This is a genomic window from Lysobacter capsici, assembly GCF_014779555.2.
Taxonomy (GTDB): domain Bacteria; phylum Pseudomonadota; class Gammaproteobacteria; order Xanthomonadales; family Xanthomonadaceae; genus Lysobacter; species Lysobacter capsici.
Genome location: NZ_CP094357.1, coordinates 5,115,962 through 5,132,605 on the forward strand (window position 1 = coordinate 5,115,962; position 16,644 = coordinate 5,132,605).

The 16,644-nt window shown below is 66.3% G+C and carries 17 protein-coding genes; 9 read left to right on the plus strand and 8 right to left on the minus strand.

All coding sequences use genetic code 11. The features are described from left to right. Positions 1 to 55: 55 nt before the first annotated feature. Positions 56 to 793, minus strand: coding sequence for a DNA-formamidopyrimidine glycosylase family protein (locus tag IEQ11_RS21090; RefSeq protein WP_191822506.1), 738 nt, complete (start codon positions 791 to 793; stop codon positions 56 to 58). A 101-nt stretch (positions 794 to 894) separates the two neighbouring features. Here IEQ11_RS21090 and IEQ11_RS21095 point away from each other — a divergent pair, with 101 nt between their 5' ends. Further along, complete coding sequence (locus tag IEQ11_RS21095; RefSeq protein ID WP_191822507.1) at positions 895 to 1,668, plus strand: DUF72 domain-containing protein; 774 nt, start codon at positions 895 to 897, stop codon at positions 1,666 to 1,668. Positions 1,669 to 1,744: 76 nt separating this feature from the next. Beyond that, positions 1,745 to 2,659, plus strand: a complete 915-nt coding sequence (locus IEQ11_RS21100; protein WP_191822508.1) for an NAD(P)/FAD-dependent oxidoreductase — start codon at positions 1,745 to 1,747, stop codon at positions 2,657 to 2,659. 21 nt (positions 2,660 to 2,680) lie between these two features. Here the strand turns inward: IEQ11_RS21100 and IEQ11_RS21105 are convergent, their stop codons facing one another. Together IEQ11_RS21105 and IEQ11_RS21110 are read right to left on the minus strand one after the other, a co-directional pair. After that, entirely contained in the window at positions 2,681 to 3,058 is a 378-nt protein-coding gene (locus tag IEQ11_RS21105) for a hypothetical protein (RefSeq protein WP_036106400.1), read from the minus strand. A gap of 206 nt (positions 3,059 to 3,264) precedes the next feature. Further along, on the minus strand, positions 3,265 to 4,437 hold the full coding sequence (locus IEQ11_RS21110) for a serine hydrolase domain-containing protein (protein WP_191822534.1): 1,173 nt from the start codon (positions 4,435 to 4,437) through the stop codon (positions 3,265 to 3,267). A 272-nt stretch (positions 4,438 to 4,709) separates the two neighbouring features. Here IEQ11_RS21110 and IEQ11_RS21115 point away from each other — a divergent pair, with 272 nt between their 5' ends. Beyond that, complete coding sequence (locus IEQ11_RS21115) at positions 4,710 to 5,225, plus strand: RNA polymerase sigma factor (RefSeq protein WP_191822509.1); 516 nt, start codon at positions 4,710 to 4,712, stop codon at positions 5,223 to 5,225. Then, positions 5,222 to 5,995 carry a hypothetical protein gene (locus IEQ11_RS21120; RefSeq protein WP_191822510.1) on the plus strand — a complete coding sequence of 258 codons (774 nt, stop codon included), beginning with the start codon at positions 5,222 to 5,224 and terminating at the stop codon, positions 5,993 to 5,995. The genes IEQ11_RS21115 and IEQ11_RS21120 overlap by 4 nt, the downstream gene beginning before the upstream one ends. Positions 5,996 to 6,104: 109 nt before the next feature. Here IEQ11_RS21120 and IEQ11_RS21125 read toward each other — a convergent pair whose 3' ends face one another. The 5 genes from IEQ11_RS21125 to IEQ11_RS21145 all read right to left on the minus strand — a co-directional run bounded on the left by IEQ11_RS21125 (position 6,105) and on the right by IEQ11_RS21145 (position 12,373). Continuing rightward, positions 6,105 to 7,364, minus strand: coding sequence for a delta-60 repeat domain-containing protein (locus tag IEQ11_RS21125; RefSeq protein ID WP_191822511.1), 1,260 nt, complete (start codon positions 7,362 to 7,364; stop codon positions 6,105 to 6,107). 827 nt (positions 7,365 to 8,191) lie between these two features. Then, complete coding sequence (paoC, locus tag IEQ11_RS21130) at positions 8,192 to 10,390, minus strand: aldehyde oxidoreductase molybdenum-binding subunit PaoC (RefSeq protein WP_191822512.1); 2,199 nt, start codon at positions 10,388 to 10,390, stop codon at positions 8,192 to 8,194. Between the two features lie 4 nt (positions 10,391 to 10,394). Beyond that, complete coding sequence (locus tag IEQ11_RS21135; protein ID WP_191822513.1) at positions 10,395 to 11,345, minus strand: FAD binding domain-containing protein; 951 nt, start codon at positions 11,343 to 11,345, stop codon at positions 10,395 to 10,397. Beyond that, a complete protein-coding gene (gene paoA, locus IEQ11_RS21140) occupies positions 11,342 to 11,983 on the minus strand; it encodes an aldehyde dehydrogenase iron-sulfur subunit PaoA (protein WP_036106381.1) in 642 nt (213 codons plus the stop codon). The genes IEQ11_RS21135 and paoA overlap by 4 nt, the downstream gene beginning before the upstream one ends. Before the next feature lie 177 nt (positions 11,984 to 12,160). After that, on the minus strand, positions 12,161 to 12,373 hold the full coding sequence (locus tag IEQ11_RS21145; protein WP_191822514.1) for a hypothetical protein: 213 nt from the start codon (positions 12,371 to 12,373) through the stop codon (positions 12,161 to 12,163). 68 nt (positions 12,374 to 12,441) lie between these two features. Between IEQ11_RS21145 and IEQ11_RS21150 the strand changes: the two genes are divergently transcribed. The 5 genes from IEQ11_RS21150 to IEQ11_RS21170 all read left to right on the plus strand — a co-directional run bounded on the left by IEQ11_RS21150 (position 12,442) and on the right by IEQ11_RS21170 (position 16,488). Further along, on the plus strand, positions 12,442 to 12,885 hold the full coding sequence (locus tag IEQ11_RS21150) for a GFA family protein (RefSeq protein ID WP_228464775.1): 444 nt from the start codon (positions 12,442 to 12,444) through the stop codon (positions 12,883 to 12,885). Between the two features lie 309 nt (positions 12,886 to 13,194). After that, a complete protein-coding gene (locus tag IEQ11_RS21155) occupies positions 13,195 to 14,157 on the plus strand; it encodes a L,D-transpeptidase family protein (RefSeq protein WP_343226512.1) in 963 nt (320 codons plus the stop codon). 3 nt (positions 14,158 to 14,160) lie between these two features. After that, positions 14,161 to 14,844, plus strand: a complete 684-nt coding sequence (locus tag IEQ11_RS21160) for a M23 family metallopeptidase (RefSeq protein WP_191822515.1) — start codon at positions 14,161 to 14,163, stop codon at positions 14,842 to 14,844. A gap of 129 nt (positions 14,845 to 14,973) precedes the next feature. After that, a complete protein-coding gene (locus IEQ11_RS21165) occupies positions 14,974 to 16,116 on the plus strand; it encodes a PAS domain S-box protein (protein WP_191822516.1) in 1,143 nt (380 codons plus the stop codon). Between the two features lie 3 nt (positions 16,117 to 16,119). Further along, a complete protein-coding gene (locus IEQ11_RS21170; protein WP_096416140.1) occupies positions 16,120 to 16,488 on the plus strand; it encodes a response regulator in 369 nt (122 codons plus the stop codon). Positions 16,489 to 16,644: the final 156 nt, after the last annotated feature.

Sequence of the window (16,644 nt, forward strand, 5' to 3'; positions counted from 1 at the left end):
CGGCGGTCGGCACCGGTCCGTTCCGAGTCGTCGTGGGACGCTCGCCGCGGCGGCGTCAGCCGTAGCGTTTCTGGCAGACCTCGCAAAAGAACGCGCGCCGCTTGAACCGGCCCAGGTGCTTGCGATAACTCAGGCGCGCGCCGTCGCGGGGACAGTGAGTCCTGGTGTGCACCTGGTAATGCCGCTTGAGTTCGAAGGCTTTCTTCCAGCGGTAGAAATCGAAACTGTAGTCGCGGGCCTGCGCGATCAGCTCGCCGAGCTTGCGCGGCGGCAGCGCGCCCACCGTGCTCAGCGGATGCACGCCGATGCGGTGCAGGACTTCGTTCTTGATGATGTTGCCGACTCCGGCGAAGACGTTCTGATCGAGCAAGGCGTCGGCCACCAGCTCGTCCGGCCGCAGCTTGAGTTTCTTGCGCGCGGCCTTCGGGTCCCAGGCCGGATTCATCACGTCGCCGGTCCAGTCGTAGGCCTGGTCCAGCGAGCCTTCGATGAACTTGACCGAGCAATTGTAGAAATTTAGCTCGTCGCCGAGGGCGAAGCGCAGGCTCACTCGCGGCGCGGCCGGCCGCTCCTCGTTGATGCGATAGCTGCCGAACAGCATCAGGTGGATGCGCAGGGCGAAGCCGTCGAATTCGATCAGGAAATGCTTGCCCCAGGTGCGCAAGGCGACGATGGTGCGGCCGCGCATGCGCTGGATGTCCTGCGAACTGTTGCCGGCCACGCTGAGCACTTCGCGGCCCGCGAAGGCGGCGGCCTCTTCCTTGAGAATGACGGTCGTCGGGCCTTCGGGCATGACCGCAGTATCGACGCGCAAGGTTAGCGATGCGTCAACGCCGACGCGCAGTCGCCATGCGATGCTCGTGGCTCACAACGTCACGAGCAGCAGCTGCGCGAATGAATGAGTCATCTTCCGTACAAGCCGCGCGCGTTCGCATCGGCTGCGCGGGCTGGTCGATCTCGGCCACGCATCGCGACGCGTTCGGCGCGGGCGACAGCATGCTCGCGCGTTACGCCACGGTGTTCGACGCGGTCGAGATCAATTCCTCGTTCTATCGTCCGCATCAACGCAAGACTTACGAACGCTGGGCCGCGAGCGTGCCGGCCGATTTCCGCTTCTCGGCCAAGCTGCCCAAGAGCATTTCGCACGAGGCCCGCCTGCATCGCGCCGGCCCGCTGCTCGAACCGTTCATCGAAGAAGTCAGCGGCCTGGGCGCGAAGCTGAGCGGGTTGCTGCTGCAACTGCCACCGAGCCTGGCTTTCGATGCGCGCACGGCCGCGACGTTTTTCCGCCTGCTGCGCGCGCGCTGGAACGGCGGCTGCGTGTGCGAGCCGCGCCACGCGAGCTGGTTCGCGCCGGCGGCGACGCAGTTGCTGCGCAAGCATGCGATCGGCCGGGTCGGCGCCGATCCGGCGCTGAGCGAGGACGCGCGCGTGCCCGGCGGCGATGGCTCATGGCGCTATTGGCGCTGGCATGGCTCGCCACGGATGTATTACAGCGCCTACACGCCCTCGGCATTGGCCGAGCTGGCCGGTCAGATCGCGACCACGGCCGACGGCGGCGAGACCTGGGCGATCTTCGACAACACCGCGGCCGGGCACGCGATCGGCGATGCGCGCAGTCTGCAATCGCTGCTGGCCGCGCATCGCGGCCGCGTAGTTGCCACGTGAGCGGGCCAAGCGATTGGCGAACCCGTAGGATGCGGCTGAATCGTCAACCATCGATCGGCAAGCACAAGGAACCCCGATGCAACACATCGACGTCATCGTGGTGGGCGGCGGTCCGGCCGGCCTGACCGCCGCGACTTATCTGCAACGTTTCCATCGCCGCTGCGTGCTGATCGACGCCGGCGACAGCCGCGCGCTGCGCATTCCCGAAAGCCACAACTGCCCCGGCTTTCCCGATGGCGTGTCCGGTCCGGAGCTGGTCGCGCGCATGCACACCCAAGCGCGGGAAGCCGGAGTCGCGTTCGAATCCGGCAGCGTCGATTCGCTGAGCCGGCACGACGACGGCGGCTTCGTGGTGAGCGCCCGATCGCGCCAGTGGCGCAGCCGCGCGGTGATCCTGGCGACCGGTACGCGCGACGTGCTGCCCGAGGTCGCCTGGGCCGAGGAGGCGATCGCCTGCGGCGCGCTGCGCCTGTGCGCCGTATGCGATGCCTTCGAGGCCAGCGATCTGCGCATCGGCGTGTACGGGCCGGGTCGCGCGGTGGCCTCGCACGGGCGCTTCCTGCGCAGCTACACGAGCCGGCTGATATTGATTCCGACCGATCACGCGTTCGATGCGGGCGACGACGAAGCGTTCGCCGACGGCGCGACGCGGGTGCTGGCGCCGGGCGGCGAACTGCAATTCGACGGACGACGCTGCGCCTATCGCGAACCCGACGGCACGGTCACCGAACTCGACACGCTGTATCCCTACCTCGGCGTGGAAGCCGAGCATCCGCTCGTCGCCTGCGCCGGAGCCGGCGCCGAGCGCCCCGGCGAAACCGTGGTCGACGCGCATCAACGCACGCGCATTCCCGGCCTGTATGCGATCGGCGACATGGTCAGCGGCTTGAACCAGATTTCGGTGGCGGTGGGCCAGGCCGCGATCGCGGCCACCCATCTGCACAATGCGCTGCCGTTCGTGCCGCGCGCCGCGGCGGTCTCGATCGAGTAGCGATGGCGGCCGCGGCGACGCTCAGCGCGGCTTGCGCCGCGCCAGGCGATTGCGATTGGCCTTGACCGTGCGCGCCACCGGCTTGAGGCCTTCGGCGAGGATGCGATCGCCGGTGGCGAACATGCCGCTCCATTGTTGCCACGGCGTCGCGCCGGGCATCCAGGCGCTCCACGCCGACAAGCTCCACGGCGCCATCCAGGCCGCGCCGGCCATCGCCCACCAACCCTGCACGGCGGCGGCGGATTTCTCCGACACCATCCGGCTCCATTCGCGCTGGGTCTGCGCCGACGGCGGATAGCCGCCCTGCGCGGTTTCCATCAGCCGCTGGGCGATCACCCACGGCGCGGCCTGGGCGATGGAGGCGAGTTGATCGGACGAACGAGTGGGCGTGGGCGACATGGGCAACTCCGGGAATCGAGTTCGCACAGTGCCTGAGGCCTGTGCTGTCGCTGTGACGATGCGGGACGAATGTGCATGATCGGTCGCTGCGCGATGAATGGTTCACGAAGCGGCGCGATCGACACGCCTGCCCCGCCATGCGCAGGGCAGACGTTGGCGCGACGGCGCTTGCGCCATGGGCAGCGCGGTCCGGACAAGTCGCGATCTCAGCGCGATCCGTCCCAGAATTTCATGTCGCCGTACTCCCAGGCCCACGGCGCGCCGGTCTCGCCGAGCACGAATTCGACCAGTTTCGCAAACGCAGGCTCGGCGCGCACATCGTTGGACAGGATCACCACGCAACGCTGGCCGCGCTCGATACAGACCAGAGTGTTGGCGGTCGAGTCGTTGTGTCCGCCCTTCATGAAGCCCGCGCCCTGCGCGCCGCGGAACGCGATCACGCCCAGGCCCGCGGCCAGATCCGCGCGCCGCTGCGCCGCCGGCAGTTCGGGCTGCAGGGACGGGAACTGGCTGCGCGTGGTGATCGGCAACTGCGGCTTCGCCAGTTCCGCGCGCATCCGCTTCGACAGGCCGGCGCCGCGCACCAGGCCGGCGGCGAACCGCGCCATATCGTCGATGCTGGTGTCCATCGACCCGGCCGCGCGCACCCGGCTGCGTTCGTCGTGCGGTTCGGCCGAGCCGTCCGCGCGCCAGCCATCGGCGAGATTCTCAGCGAATCGCGGTTGCCAGATCATGCTGGTGTCGCGCATCCCCAGCGGCGCGAACACGCCCTCGCGCATCCCCTCGCCGACATCGATGCCCAGCCCGCGCTCGATCACGAACTGCAACAGGATCAGCCCGTCGCCGGAGTAGCCGTACCGCGTGCCCGGATCGAAGTGGAACCGCAGTTTTCCGTCGGCTTCGTCGAAGAAGAAATTGGCGAAGCCCGAGCTGTGGGTCAGCAGATGGCGCGCGGTCAGCTTGCGCCAACGCTCGTCGCCGGCCAGGTTCGACCACGGTGCGTAGCGGCTCTCATCGGGATAGTCCGGCAGCGGCCGGTCGAGATAGCCGGCGATCGGCTTGTCCAGGTCGAGCCGGCCTTGGTCGACCAGTTGCGCGACGAAATAGCCGAACGCGGCCTTGGTCAGGGATGCGCCGTACATCACCGTGTCGGTCCGCAGCGGCTGGCCCTGCGCGTTGCGGCTGCCGTAGCTGCGGACCCGCACGACGCGGCCGCGATCGACGACCGCGATGGCCAGCCCGCGCGCCTGGGTCGCGGCCATGGCCTTTGCGGCCTGCGCGTCCAAGGCCTCGGCGCTGGGAACCCGCGCGGCGAGCGGGCCCGAGGCCAGCAGCGCCAGCAACCCCGCGGCGGCGAGCGCGCGCAGCCGCGCCGGCATGCGGGCGTCGAACGGGAACAAGGCGGAACGCGACAGCGAAGCGGCGGACGACATGGCGTTTTCTCCTGGGGTGTCGACCGTTATGACGTGCCGCGCCGGCGAAACTTACATCGCCGCGCTGGTCCCGGCCGCATCGGCCGCTCGATGTAAGTTTCGCCACGCTGGCGCGTCTTCCTGGTCGAACGCCCAGCGCAGACCCCTATGCCATGCTTGCCCGGATCCACCCGCTTGCCCGGACCGATACACCCGCCGGTATCAACTGGACCCCGCCGATGACCGAATCCGCGCCGTCTCCCGAATGGCTGGCCCAGCAGTACGGCCCGCTGGTGTTCAAGGCCGCCTACCGCGTGCTCGGCGACGCGTCGCTGGCCGAGGACGTGCAGCAGGACGTGTTCTTGAAACTGATCGAAAGCGATCCGGCCGAGGTCGGCTCGTGGCCGGCGTACCTGTCGGCCTCGGCGGTGCGCGCGGCCATCGACGTGCTGCGCCGCCGCCAACGCTGGTGGCGGGTCGTGCCGATGTGGCGCGCGCAACAGCCGCTCGCGGCCGCGTCGGCGGAACAGGCCAGCGAGGAGCGCGAACGCGGCCAGCGTCTGCGCCTGGCGCTGGCGAAGCTGCCCAAGCGCGAAGCGCAGTGTTTCAGCCTGCGCTATCTGGAGTGCATGGAGATCGGCGAGATCGCGCGCTCCCTGGCGCTCAGCGAAAACAACGTCAACGTCGTCCTGCACCGCGCGCGGCGCAGGCTGGAAACGCAACTCGGCGAAGCCGCCACGGAGATCGCCCCATGAGCCAGCGATTCGATCACGAACTGTCCGACCCGCTCGCGCAGCGGGTCCGCGAAACCGATACGGTCCCGGCCGATGCGGTCGAACGCGCGCAGCAGCGGCTGACCCAGCGACTGCGCAGCCAGCCCCGCCCGCGCCGCATGCAGGCGCCGCGCTGGATCGCCGCGTCCGCGCTCGCCGCGCTGCTGGTGGTCGTGGTGATGAGCCTGCCGATGCTGTCCGGCGGCGGCGACGCCTTCGCCGCGGTGCAGGACCACCTGCGCCATTTCGTACATCTGGAAATGAACGTCACCCAGCGTGTGCAGGGCCGGGTGATCCAGACCTCGCGCACCTTGGTCGACGCGCGCGGCGTGCTGCGCACCGACGTGGGCGATCAACTCAGCATCGTCGTCGATCCGCAACGCGGGCGCGTGCTGACGCTGCTGCACGCCTCCAGACAAGCGATGCTGACCGCGCTGCCGAAAGGCAAGGCCGCGCAGCACGACACGCTGCGATGGCTCGACGAACTGCGCAAATTCAAGGGCAAGGCGACGCCGCTGGCGGACTCCCGGATGATCGACGGACAGCGCGCGCAAGGCTGGTCGTTGCGGTTGCACGGCGTGGACATGGATATCTGGGCCGACCCCAGCGGTCTGCCCTTGGCGATGCGGCAGAACAACGGCGCCGGGCTCGAAATCGACTATCGCTTCACCGTCGACGGACCGGTCGCGCCCGGACGCCTGAGCAGCGATCCACCGCCCGGCTACGCGCTGGTGCCTGCCGATGCCGACTAGCGCCGGAAAAGTTGGCCGATGAAAAGCAGCAAGAACCCCCTCCCACCGCGGCGGGTGGGAGGGGGCTTTCCTGATGCCGGCGTCGAAGCCGGCGATTTCGCGCGTCAGCTTATTGGTAGCGCGCAACCACGAAGGCCGCTGGCGAGTTGCCATAGCCCGCGACGACGACCTTGCCGTCGCCCTGGATGGCGAGCCCTTGAACAGCGGCGTTCGCGCTGCCGACGCCCGTGGCGACAGGCCCGAAGCTGACATCCTGGTTGCCGAAGGAGTCGTAGCGATTCAAGGTCAACTGGCGGTAGCTGCCCGCATTGGAGTAGCCGCCGACAATGATTCCGCCGTTGGCGTCGATGGCAACATCGCCGCCGATCGCATCGCCGCTGCCGATGGCGGTAAGGACCTTGCCGGTGCCGGATCCAAAGTAGCTATCCAGCGCGCCGGTGCCTGTGTAACGAACGACGGCGAATCGGTACGGGCCGGCGCTCGCGCTTTTCGCGTAGCCGGCGGCGACGAGGTTGCCGTCGCTTTGAATCGCCAGCGACGTGGCGATGGCTGAGTTGCCTGCGGACGTGCCGGCCACGTTGGTCAGCACTTTACCGCCGGTACCGAAAGTTGCATCCAGCGCGCCGCTGGTGGTGTAACGCGCCAACGCGAATACGGTGCCGCTGCTCGATGCATAACCGGCCAGCACGGGTTTGCCATCGGCCTGGATGACCAGGCTGTTGGCGAATGACGAACTGGTGCCGACCGACGAGGTGACGGTACCGGTACCGCCGCCGAAGCTGTAATCCAGAGTCCCGCCGCTGGTAAGCCGCGCCAGCGCAAAGCCGGAACCGGCATAGCCCGCGACCCAGATCGAGCTGCCCTGTACGGCAACGGCATTGGCTTCAGAAGCCCCCGCATAGAAATTGACCGTCGCCTTGCCCGAGCTGCCGAAGCTGGTGTCCAGCGAACCGTCCGTGTTGTAGCGATAAATCGTGAAGTTGCGGGTGGAGGTGAAGTTCGGGCACGAGGTACCCGCAACGACGATCTTGCCATCGGCCTGCAGGGCGAGTGCGCGGGCCTGTCCCGAGCAGCTGCCCGATGGCGTGGTGGTGACCTTGCCGGTGCCATTGAAGCTCGTATCCAGCGCGCCGCTTGTCGTGTAACGCGCGAGCGCGAACTCGCCGAGGGCGGTCTGGCCGGCGGTGACGATCCGTCCGTCCGATTGGATGACCACCCGGGCGGCGGCACCGTAGCTGCCGAATGCGGTGGAGGCGATGCCCGCCGAACCGAACGCGGGGTCCAGCGATGCGGCCTGTGCGGACGTTGCAAATGCGCCGATAGCGCCGATGGCGATGCCAAACGATACCTTCATCGTGTTGCTGATCACTGCGGGTTCTCCTTGTTGAAGGTGGTTGAATCCATTCCGGGATTCAATTCACCGCCGTTCGCTGGGCAGCGGCGGTGTGCGGGTGCGCAAGGTGTTGAAGGCGGATGCGAGGGTGGCGAGGTTTGCCAAGATGTCCGAGCCTGCACGGGTATCGCGCCAGTAGCCGTGCAGCGCGGCGCGAGTTGATCTGTCGCACTGGCGGGCCGTTCGTGGCGAGCGGCCTGCCGGTATTTTCGAGGATCTGTTCGACGGCATACGATGCTGTTAGCCGAACCTGGGACATCGGCAAAGGTTCATCGACTTCGCTACGTCTGGCCGAGCAGGCAGATCGCGTACACGTCGCAGCTCCCCTCCGACGAGCTTCGGCTTCAGACCGCCGCTTCTGCACGATGACCGTCGCGTCGTCGTAATCCCATGCACTGGACCACGATCACCCACTGCCCCGGTTCTCGATCCAGGACATGCTTATGCACGCAATAGCGAACTGGCCCCGATTCTGCGCGGACATTCAGCGCCCCCTTTTGACAAGTATGCCGTGGGCAAATCTCCCTCGTTGCGACGGTGCGCGGACAGGAACCAGCCAGCGCATGCGCGCACTGAAACCCGACCCTGCGTAGCCGCCACAGTCCGCTTCGAACGGAAGCAACTTGTCAAAAAGAAAAGGGGCTCCGCAGAGCCCCTTTCAGGTATTGGCAATTTCCGGGTGTCCGACTCGCGGCTTCAAGGAACCGCACATGGGTGCGTTTGCAAAGAAGGCGCGGTCATGGACACTTCACCGCAGGCCATCGACGCAGCGGCGTACCGGCCAACAACCCGCGCAGCTTAGATCACGCCATCGCGGGAAGGTGATGCAGCAACTTGTCCAAGGTGATCGGATACTCACGCACGCGGATGCCGGTAGCGTTGTGGATGGCATTGGCGATGGCGGCGCTTACCCCGCACAGCCCCAACTCGCCCACGCCCTTGGCTTTCATCGGCGAGGACTTGTCATCGGCTTCGTCGAGGAAAATCACTTCCTGGTGCGGCACATCGGCGTGCACGGCGACTTCGTAGCCGGCCAGGTCGTGATTGACGAAGAAGCCAAGGCGCTTGTCCACCGCGAGTTCCTCCGACAGCGCACCGCCAATGCCCATCGTCATCGCGCCGATCACCTGGCTGCGGGCCTGCTTGGGGTTGAGGATGCGGCCCGCCGCGCACACGGCCAGCATGCGGCGGATGCGCGATTCGCCGGTGGCGATGTCCACGCCCACCTCAACGAAGTGGGCGGCGAAGGTCGATTGCTGGAACTTCTTGGCCAGATCGCCGAACTCGATGCTGTCTTCCGCCACCACCTCGCCGGATTCGGCCGCCTTGGCTAGCGCAACGCTGCGGCCGCCCGCGCTGACCTTGCCGTCGGCGAAGCTGGCTGTTTGCGCGTCGAGCCCCAGCTTTTCGGCGGCGACCTGACGCAGCTTCATGCAGGCCGCGTAAACGCCCGCGGTGGAACTGTTCGCGCCCCACTGGCCGCCCGAGCCGGAGGAGACCGGAAAGTTCGAATCCCCCAGGCGCACGACCACCTTATCCAACGGCAGGCCCATCACCTCGGCGACGGTCTGGCCGATGATGGTGTAACTGCCCGTCCCGATGTCGGTCATGTCGGTTTCCACCGTGACCTTGCCGTCGGCACCGAGGCGTACCCGAGCGGCCGACTTCATCACCAGGTTGTTGCGAAAGCCCGCCGCCACTCCCATGCCCACCAGCCAGCGGCCATCGCGCACGCCGCCGTGCTTCGGATTGCGTTTTTTCCAGCCGAAGCGTTCGGCGCCTGTGCGCAGGCATTGCACCAACTGACGCTGCGAGAACGCACGCTCCGGCTTCTCCGGATCGACCTGGGTGTCGTTGCGGATGCGGAACTCCACCGGGTCCATGCCCAGCTTGTCCGCCATCTCGTCCATCGCGATTTCCAGCGCCATCAGTCCAGGCGCTTCGCCGGGCGCGCGCATCGCGTTGGCTTCGGGCAAGTCCAGCGTGGCCAACCGCGCCTGCATCATGCGATTGGCGCCGGCATACAGCAGCCGCGTTTGCTGGACCGCGTTTTCGATGCCGCCGCCGGGCAGGTCGCCGGACCAGCTTTCGTGGCCGATGGCGGTGATCGTGCCGTCCTTGGCGGCGCCGATGCGGATGCGCTGGATCGTGGCGGGGCGATGCGTGGTGTTGTTGGCGATCAGCGGCCGGGGCAGCGCGACCTTGACCGGGCGGCCCGCGGCGCGCGCGCCGAGCGCCGCGAGCAGCGCGTCGGAGCGCACGAACAGCTTGCCGCCGAAGCCACCGCCGATGAAGGGCGAGATCAGGCGAACGTTCTCCTTGGGTATGCCGAGGGTCTTGGCGACATCGCCGCGGCCCCACGCGATCATCTGGTTGGACGTCCACAGCGTGAGCTTGTCGCCCTCCCAGGCGGCGATCGACGCATGAGGCTCCATCATCGCGTGCGATTGGTCGGGCGTGGTGTAGGTCGCATCCAGTTGCACCGGGGCCGCGGCGAACGCCCCGGCGAAATCGCCGACGGCGATATCGGGTTGCTCGCGCTCGGACACCACCGCCGATTTCTTGGCGGCGGCCAGGTCGAACGCACCGCCGGCGCGGTCGTAGCTGATGCGCACCAGACCGGCGGCGGCGCGCGCCTGTTCGAAGGTCTCGGCCACGACCAGCGCGACCGCCTGGTGATAGTGCTGAATCGCCGGTCCACCGAGCAGCCTGGCGGTATTGAAGTCGCCCTTGGCCAGCTTTCCGGCGTTGGCGGCGGTCACGATGGCCAGCACGCCCGGCGCGCGACGCACGGCCTCCAGATCCATCGACATGATCCGGCCCTTGGCGATACCGGCGCCGATCACATGACCGTACACCGCGTTGCGCACCGCCTCGTGCTGTTCGTAGGCATACGGCGCGGTGCCGGTGGTCTTGAGCGGGCCATCGATGCGATCCAGCGGTTTGCCGACCACCTTGAGCTGATCGATCGGATTGTGCGTGGCGGGGGTGTCGAACTTCATGGCATCACTCCTTCGCCTCGGCCCGCACGGCCGCGAGCGTGCGTTCGGCCAGCAGCAGCTTGAAGCTGTTGTGCTCGGTGGGCTTGGCGCCGGCGAACAGGCGCTCGGTCACTGCCTTGGCGCCGTTCGCAAGTTCGGCTTCGGCCGCTTCGCTGCGCCAAGGCGCATACGCGACGCCGCCGACCGCGACGCGTCCGCTGCCATCGCGCTGGATCACCGCGGCGATCGACACCAGGGCGAACGCATACGACGCGCGGTCACGAACCTTGCGATAGATGTGGGTGCCGCCGATCGGCTTGGGCAGGGTGACCGAGGTGATCAACTCGCCCTTGCCCAGCACGGTATCGAGGTTCGGAGCGCTGACCGGGGCGCGGTAGAACTGCGCGAGCGGGATGCTGCGTTCGCTGCCGTCCGCCTGAACGGTCTGCACCGTGGCGTCCAAAGTTCGCATGGCCACGGCCATGTCGCTGGGATGCGTGGCGATGCATTCCTCGCTGCCGCCGATAACCGCCAGTTGCCGGCTGACCCCGCCCAACGCGGCGCAGCCGCTGCCGGGATTGCGCTTGTTGCAGCGCTGATGGGTGTCGTAGAAGTACGGGCAGCGCGTGCGTTGCAGCAGGTTGCCGGCGGTGGTGGCCTTGTTTCGCAGTTGCCCCGAGGCGCCGGCGACGAGCGCGCGCGACACCAGCGCATAGTCGCGGCGGATGCGTTCATCGGACGCCAGGTCGGTATTGCGCACCAGCGCGCCGATCTTCAATCCGCCCTCGGGCGTGGGCTCGATGGTGTCCAGCTTCAACGGATTGACGTCGATCAGGTGGGAGGGGGTCTCCACCTCCAGCTTCATCAGGTCCAGCAGGTTGGTACCGCCGGCGATGAACCTGGCGCCGGGCGTGCGCGCCGCCGCGGCCGCGGCTTCGACCGGCGAGGATGCGCGCTCGTAAGTGAAGGCCTTCATGCGCTCCTCCCGGCAACCTCGGTGATCGCATCGACTATGTTGGAGTACGCGCCGCAGCGGCAGATGTTGCCGCTCATGCGCTCGCGAATCTCCTCGCCGCTGACCTTGGGCCGCGCGGTCAATTTTCCGCTGACCAGACTCGGCACGCCGCTCTTGATCTCGCCCAGCATCGCCACCGCCGAACAGATCTGGCCGGGCGTGCAATAGCCGCATTGGTAGCCGTCGTGCTTGATGAAAGCCGCCTGCATCGGATGCAGCTTGTCCGGCGTGCCCAGGCCTTCGATGGTGGTGATGCGCTCGCCCTCGTGCATCACCGCGAGCGTCAGGCAGGCGTTGATGCGCCGGCCGTCGACCATCACCGTGCACGCGCCGCACTGGCCGTGATCGCAGCCTTTCTTGGTGCCGGTCAAGTGCAGGTGCTCACGCAGCGCGTCCAGCAGACTGGTTCGCGTGTCCAGCTCGAGCGTTTCGGGCTTGCCGTTGACCTCGAAGGCGACCGTCGCCATCACCGGCGGCTGAGCCGGAGCGTCCTGCGCCTGCGCGAGCGCCACCGAGGGGGCCGCGATGGCCGCGGCCGATGCGGCGCCGGCCTTGAGCAGTTCTCTTCGCGTGATATTGAGTTTGAGTAAGCTGTCCACGCACACGGCTCCTTCTAGGCTAGCGATAGCTGGCACAACAGGCGGAAGGGTAATTCAAGGTACGCAAGGCGCGCGTGATTGAGCGCCCGCTCGGAGCGGTTGCGACAACGGCCCGATACTAGCGCAGGCCCCGTCTGATTTTTACCGCCGAGTGGTAATAGATCTTAGACGCCGTGCTTATAAATCCAGGGCCGTTGCGCGCCATGATGTTTCAGTACGCCCTATCGCTTTCGTGACATCGATTGATTCGGCCGAAGAAGCACTGGTCGACAGCGTACGCCGCGAAATGAGCGTCGCGTCACTGATCGCACGCGGCGGCGCCTTCATTGCTTCGCGCTTACCGGTCCGGGCGCCGAAGCTTGCCGAAGCCAAACAGCGTTCGTCGAACATGCCTGGAGCATCGGACGATTAGGTTTTACGCTGGCTACCTGAGCGTAACGGCACATCCCGCGAATGAAATGCCGGCAAGCATTCAATCTCGCCCGACCGACTTTGGGAGCTCCTTTGGTATGCACAAGCAATCCGGCTCATGCCACTGCGGACGCGTCACCTTCGAACTGCAGGCCGATATCCGCGAGGCCATGGAGTGCAACTGCTCCATTTGCCACCGCAAGGGCGCGATCTGGTTTGGCGCGGACGATGCGAGCCTGCGAATCCTTTCCGGCGAATCGGATCTGAGCCTGTATCAGTTCGGCACGATGGCGGCCAAGCACTACTTCTGCGGCGTCTGCGGCGTAAGCACCTTCAGCCGGCCGCGGATCGCGCCCAATTGGTGGGTCGTCAATCTGCGCTGTATCGACGGCATCGATCTATCCGGGCTGAAGATTTATCCGTTCGACGGCCGGAACTGGGAGAGCGCGGCCCTGCAGTACGCGCAGTCGCGCAAGTACAAGGCCAAGTGATAGTCGATGAAGTTGAAAACCCGATCGAGCGCGCGCACTGCCCTTCCAATCTATTGCTGTCGGAATTGAAAGCTCCGTGGCTGGACGCCTGTCGAGTGAGCGCAGCGATCCGGGCTCCGAACCGCGGTGACTGCATTTTCCCGAACCGATGCCCGATGCGGACAAGACGACGTTTTCTTCGTAGAACGGCGAAGTCGACAAGAAATCCGAAGACTGAATACGCGCGCATTCCTCGTTTCGCGGCCCGTCTTCACCTGATTCACATGCGCAATGACCATGCTTAGGCTCATCCTCCTCGCTTGAGCCATCATGCCCAACGTCCGCACCACGGTCGTCATGTTCGCCGCCATCGCCTGCGCCTGGACCGTACGAGCCCACGCCGAGCGTGTCGTGCTCGCGGATGCGGCGAACCTGCCCGCCAGCACCAGCGGAGTCGCCGGGCATCTGCGCGCGCAGACATTGCTGGCTCGCGCCAACTTTTCCCCCGGCGAGATCGACGGGCTTGCCGGTTCCAATCAGCGCCGCGCGGTAAGCGGTTATCAGGCCGCGCACGATCTGCCGCCGACCGGCGAACTCGACGCCGATACCTGGGCGGCGCTCAACAAGGAGGCGCCCGCGGTGGTGACGGCCTATACGCTGACCGAACAGGATGTCGGCCAAGCCTTCGCCAAGCTGCCCAAGGACATGATGGAACAGGGCAAGCTCGGGCGATTGGGCTTCGAATCCATCGAGGAAGCGCTCGGCGAGCGTTTCCATGCCAGTCCCGCGCTGCTGCGACAGCTCAACCCGGGCACGGATTTTTCCAGGGCCGGTACCCAGATCCAGGTCCCCAACGTCGCCGATATCGCTGCGTTGCCGAAGGCGGCGAAAGTCGTGGTCGACAAATCCGACTCCACCTTGACCCTGCTCGATGCCGACGGCAAAACCATCGCGCTGTTCCCGGTATCGTCGGGCAGCGAGCACGATCCGCTGCCGATCGGCGAATGGAAGATCGGCTCGACCGCGGTGGACCCCACCTTTCACTACAACCCGGCGCTGTTCTGGGATTCCGATCCGAAGCACGCAAAGGCGAAGCTCGCCGCCGGTTCCAACAACCCGGTCGGCACCCGCTGGATCGATCTGTCCAAGCCGCACTACGGATTGCACGGCACGCCGACGCCATCAAGCGTCGGCAAACGGCAATCGCATGGCTGCGTGCGCTTGACCAACTGGGACGTGGAGCGCCTGGCCGCGGCGGTGGGCCCGTCCGTGCCGGTGGTTATGCAGGAGTAGCCGATGAAATTTCTCGGCATACTGCTGCTCGGAATGCTGCTGGGTGCGTTGGCCTATCGCGAATTCGGCGACGTGCGAGCGCCCGCGTCCGGCCAGGATTGCGCAAGCGCCTGCCCGACGATCGGCGCGGCGACCAACGCGCATCCCATGCCGCCGCCCGCGCCGGTGGCGACGCCACCCGATCCGCGACCGGCAACCGCTGCCACGCCGATCCCGGACACCTCGTCGGTTGCACCACGGACCGCGGCCACGCCGCCGACACAATTGCTTATCCCGGTCGAAGGCAAGACCGCCGCCGATTTGAGCGACACCTTCGCCGATGCGCGCAGCCAGGGACGTTCGCACGACGCCATCGACATCATGGCCCAGGCCGGAACCCCGGTCGTGGCGGTGGCCGATGGACACATCGAGAAGTTGTTCGACAGCAAACCCGGCGGCCTGACCATTTACCAGTTCGAACCCAGCGGCAAGTTCGCTTATTACTACGCGCACCTGCAGCGCTACGCCGACGGCCTGGCGGAGAAACAGACCATTCGACGCGGCCAGGTCATCGGCTATGTCGGAAGCACGGGCAACGCCAGTGCCGACGCGCCGCACCTGCACTTCGCGATCTTCGTGCTGGGGCCCGAGCGCCGATGGTGGGAAGGCAGCGCGATCAATCCGTATCCGCTGCTGACAGGCAAGTAAGCCGCCTCGCACTCGATGGTCGCGCAAACCCAGCCGGCGCGCTGAACATCGCTCGGCGCCTGGCCCAGCGCGGCTGACATACTATTAACGATATCGGCGGTAGCGTTCGCCTTCGCCAAGAGACGCCCCATGCAGCCCAGCGCAAGCTCGAGAGTCCGCCAGTTCGAGGATGGCGAGCAGTTCCAGCTGCTCGTGCAAAGCGTCGTCGACTATGCGATCTACATGCTCGACCCTGAAGGGTTCATCTGCAACTGGAATGAAGGCGGCCGCCGCATCAAGGGCTACGAAGACGAGGAGATCATCGGTCAGCACTTCTCGCAGTTCTACGTGGAGGAAGACCGCGCCGCGGGCGCGCCGGAACACGGCTTGCGCATGGCCCGCGAAAACGGCCGCTACGAAAAAGAAGGCTGGCGCCTGCGCAAGAGCGGCGAGCGTTTCTGGGCCAGCGTGGTCATCGACCCCATCTGGAAAGACGGCGAACTGATCGGCTTCGCGAAGGTCACCCGCGATATCACCGACCGTCATCTGACCGCCCTTCGGCTGGAAGAGGCGCAAAAAGCGCTGCTCCAGTCCAAGAAGATCGAGGCGATCGGCCGCCTGACCCTCGGCCTGTCCCACGACTTCAATAACTTGCTCACGGTCATCGTCAACAGCCTGGACTTGATCACCATCCATCAAAAAGACCCGGAAAGAGTCGATCGCCTGGTGCAAGGGGCACAGCGCGCCGCGGACCGAGGCATGTTGCTGACCCGGCAACTGCTCACCTTCGCGCGAGGCCAATCGCTCGCGCCGGAAATCATCGACGCGAGCAAATTCGTGGCCGGCGCAAGGGACTTGCTCACGCGATCGAGCGGCCTGGACGTGCATATCGAGTTTTCGCTGGCCGATGCCCTGCCCGCGATATTCGTGGACACGACGCAGCTGGAAGCCGCCCTGCTCAATCTGGTGATCAACAGCCGGGATGCGTTCAAGGAATCGGGCACGATCCGCATCGGCACCGGCATGATCGAAGAGCGGCCCGCGGACATGGAGACGAGCGGAACGCAGTTCGTCTGCATCAGCGTGTCCGACGACGGCCCGGGAATGACCGACGAAGTGCTGCAGCAAGCGGTACAGCCGTTTTTCACCACCAAGGACGTGGGACGTGGCAGCGGCCTGGGCCTGAGCCAGGCGCACGGGTTCGCGGCGCAGTCGGGCGGCTATCTGCTCATCGACACCGCCGTGGGACGCGGCACCCGCGTCTCACTATGCTTCCCCACGGTGGAGAACTGACATATGGCACGGCACTGCATCCTGGTGGTGGAAGACGACGATCTGTTGCGCGACGTCGTGGTCGAGGCGCTCGAGGGCACCAGCTACACGGTGCTGTGGGCGAGCAATGGCCCGCATGCGCTGGAAATGATCGGCGCGCACGACGAGATCGACGTGGTCTTCAGCGATGTGAGCATGCCGCAAGGGGTCTCCGGAATCGACCTGGCATTTTCCGTGCTCGAGCGAAAGCCGGATATCCGCTTCATTTTGGCGTCCGGCTATTCGAAGTCGCAGCTTCCGAAAATGCCGGCGGGCGTTTCGTTCCTGCCGAAGCCCTACCGCATTGTCCAATTGCTGGAGCTGCTGAAACAGCCCGATGCGACCGCGCGCTGAGCGACTGCGCGCTTGAGTCGATACGAGGCGGCGAGCTCAGATATCGCCGTCGTTATGGCGGCGCATCGATCGTTGGTCGGTCCGCGCAGATGGCCGAGCGCACGGCTCACGTAATAAGGCCAGGAGTTAGTCGCAGTCGCGCGGCTGCACCTCAAC

What these genes read in the sequence shown, in the direction of transcription:
- IEQ11_RS21090 (WP_191822506.1), bottom strand. Translation starts at nt 793, where the DNA reads ATGCCCGAAGGCCCGACGACCGTCATTCTCAAGGAAGAGGCCGCCGCC.
- IEQ11_RS21095 (WP_191822507.1), top strand. Translation starts at nt 895, where the DNA reads ATGAATGAGTCATCTTCCGTACAAGCCGCGCGCGTTCGCATCGGCTGC.
- IEQ11_RS21100 (WP_191822508.1), top strand. Translation starts at nt 1,745, where the DNA reads ATGCAACACATCGACGTCATCGTGGTGGGCGGCGGTCCGGCCGGCCTG.
- IEQ11_RS21105 (WP_036106400.1), bottom strand. Translation starts at nt 3,058, where the DNA reads ATGTCGCCCACGCCCACTCGTTCGTCCGATCAACTCGCCTCCATCGCC.
- IEQ11_RS21110 (WP_191822534.1), bottom strand. Translation starts at nt 4,437, where the DNA reads ATGCCGGCGCGGCTGCGCGCGCTCGCCGCCGCGGGGTTGCTGGCGCTG.
- IEQ11_RS21115 (WP_191822509.1), top strand. Translation starts at nt 4,710, where the DNA reads ATGACCGAATCCGCGCCGTCTCCCGAATGGCTGGCCCAGCAGTACGGC.
- IEQ11_RS21120 (WP_191822510.1), top strand. Translation starts at nt 5,222, where the DNA reads ATGAGCCAGCGATTCGATCACGAACTGTCCGACCCGCTCGCGCAGCGG.
- paoC (WP_191822512.1), bottom strand. Translation starts at nt 10,390, where the DNA reads ATGAAGTTCGACACCCCCGCCACGCACAATCCGATCGATCAGCTCAAG.
- IEQ11_RS21135 (WP_191822513.1), bottom strand. Translation starts at nt 11,345, where the DNA reads ATGAAGGCCTTCACTTACGAGCGCGCATCCTCGCCGGTCGAAGCCGCG.
- IEQ11_RS21145 (WP_191822514.1), bottom strand. Translation starts at nt 12,373, where the DNA reads ATGTTCGACGAACGCTGTTTGGCTTCGGCAAGCTTCGGCGCCCGGACC.
- IEQ11_RS21150 (WP_228464775.1), top strand. Translation starts at nt 12,442, where the DNA reads ATGCCGGCAAGCATTCAATCTCGCCCGACCGACTTTGGGAGCTCCTTT.
- IEQ11_RS21155 (WP_343226512.1), top strand. Translation starts at nt 13,195, where the DNA reads ATGCCCAACGTCCGCACCACGGTCGTCATGTTCGCCGCCATCGCCTGC.
- IEQ11_RS21160 (WP_191822515.1), top strand. Translation starts at nt 14,161, where the DNA reads ATGAAATTTCTCGGCATACTGCTGCTCGGAATGCTGCTGGGTGCGTTG.
- IEQ11_RS21165 (WP_191822516.1), top strand. Translation starts at nt 14,974, where the DNA reads ATGCAGCCCAGCGCAAGCTCGAGAGTCCGCCAGTTCGAGGATGGCGAG.
- IEQ11_RS21170 (WP_096416140.1), top strand. Translation starts at nt 16,120, where the DNA reads ATGGCACGGCACTGCATCCTGGTGGTGGAAGACGACGATCTGTTGCGC.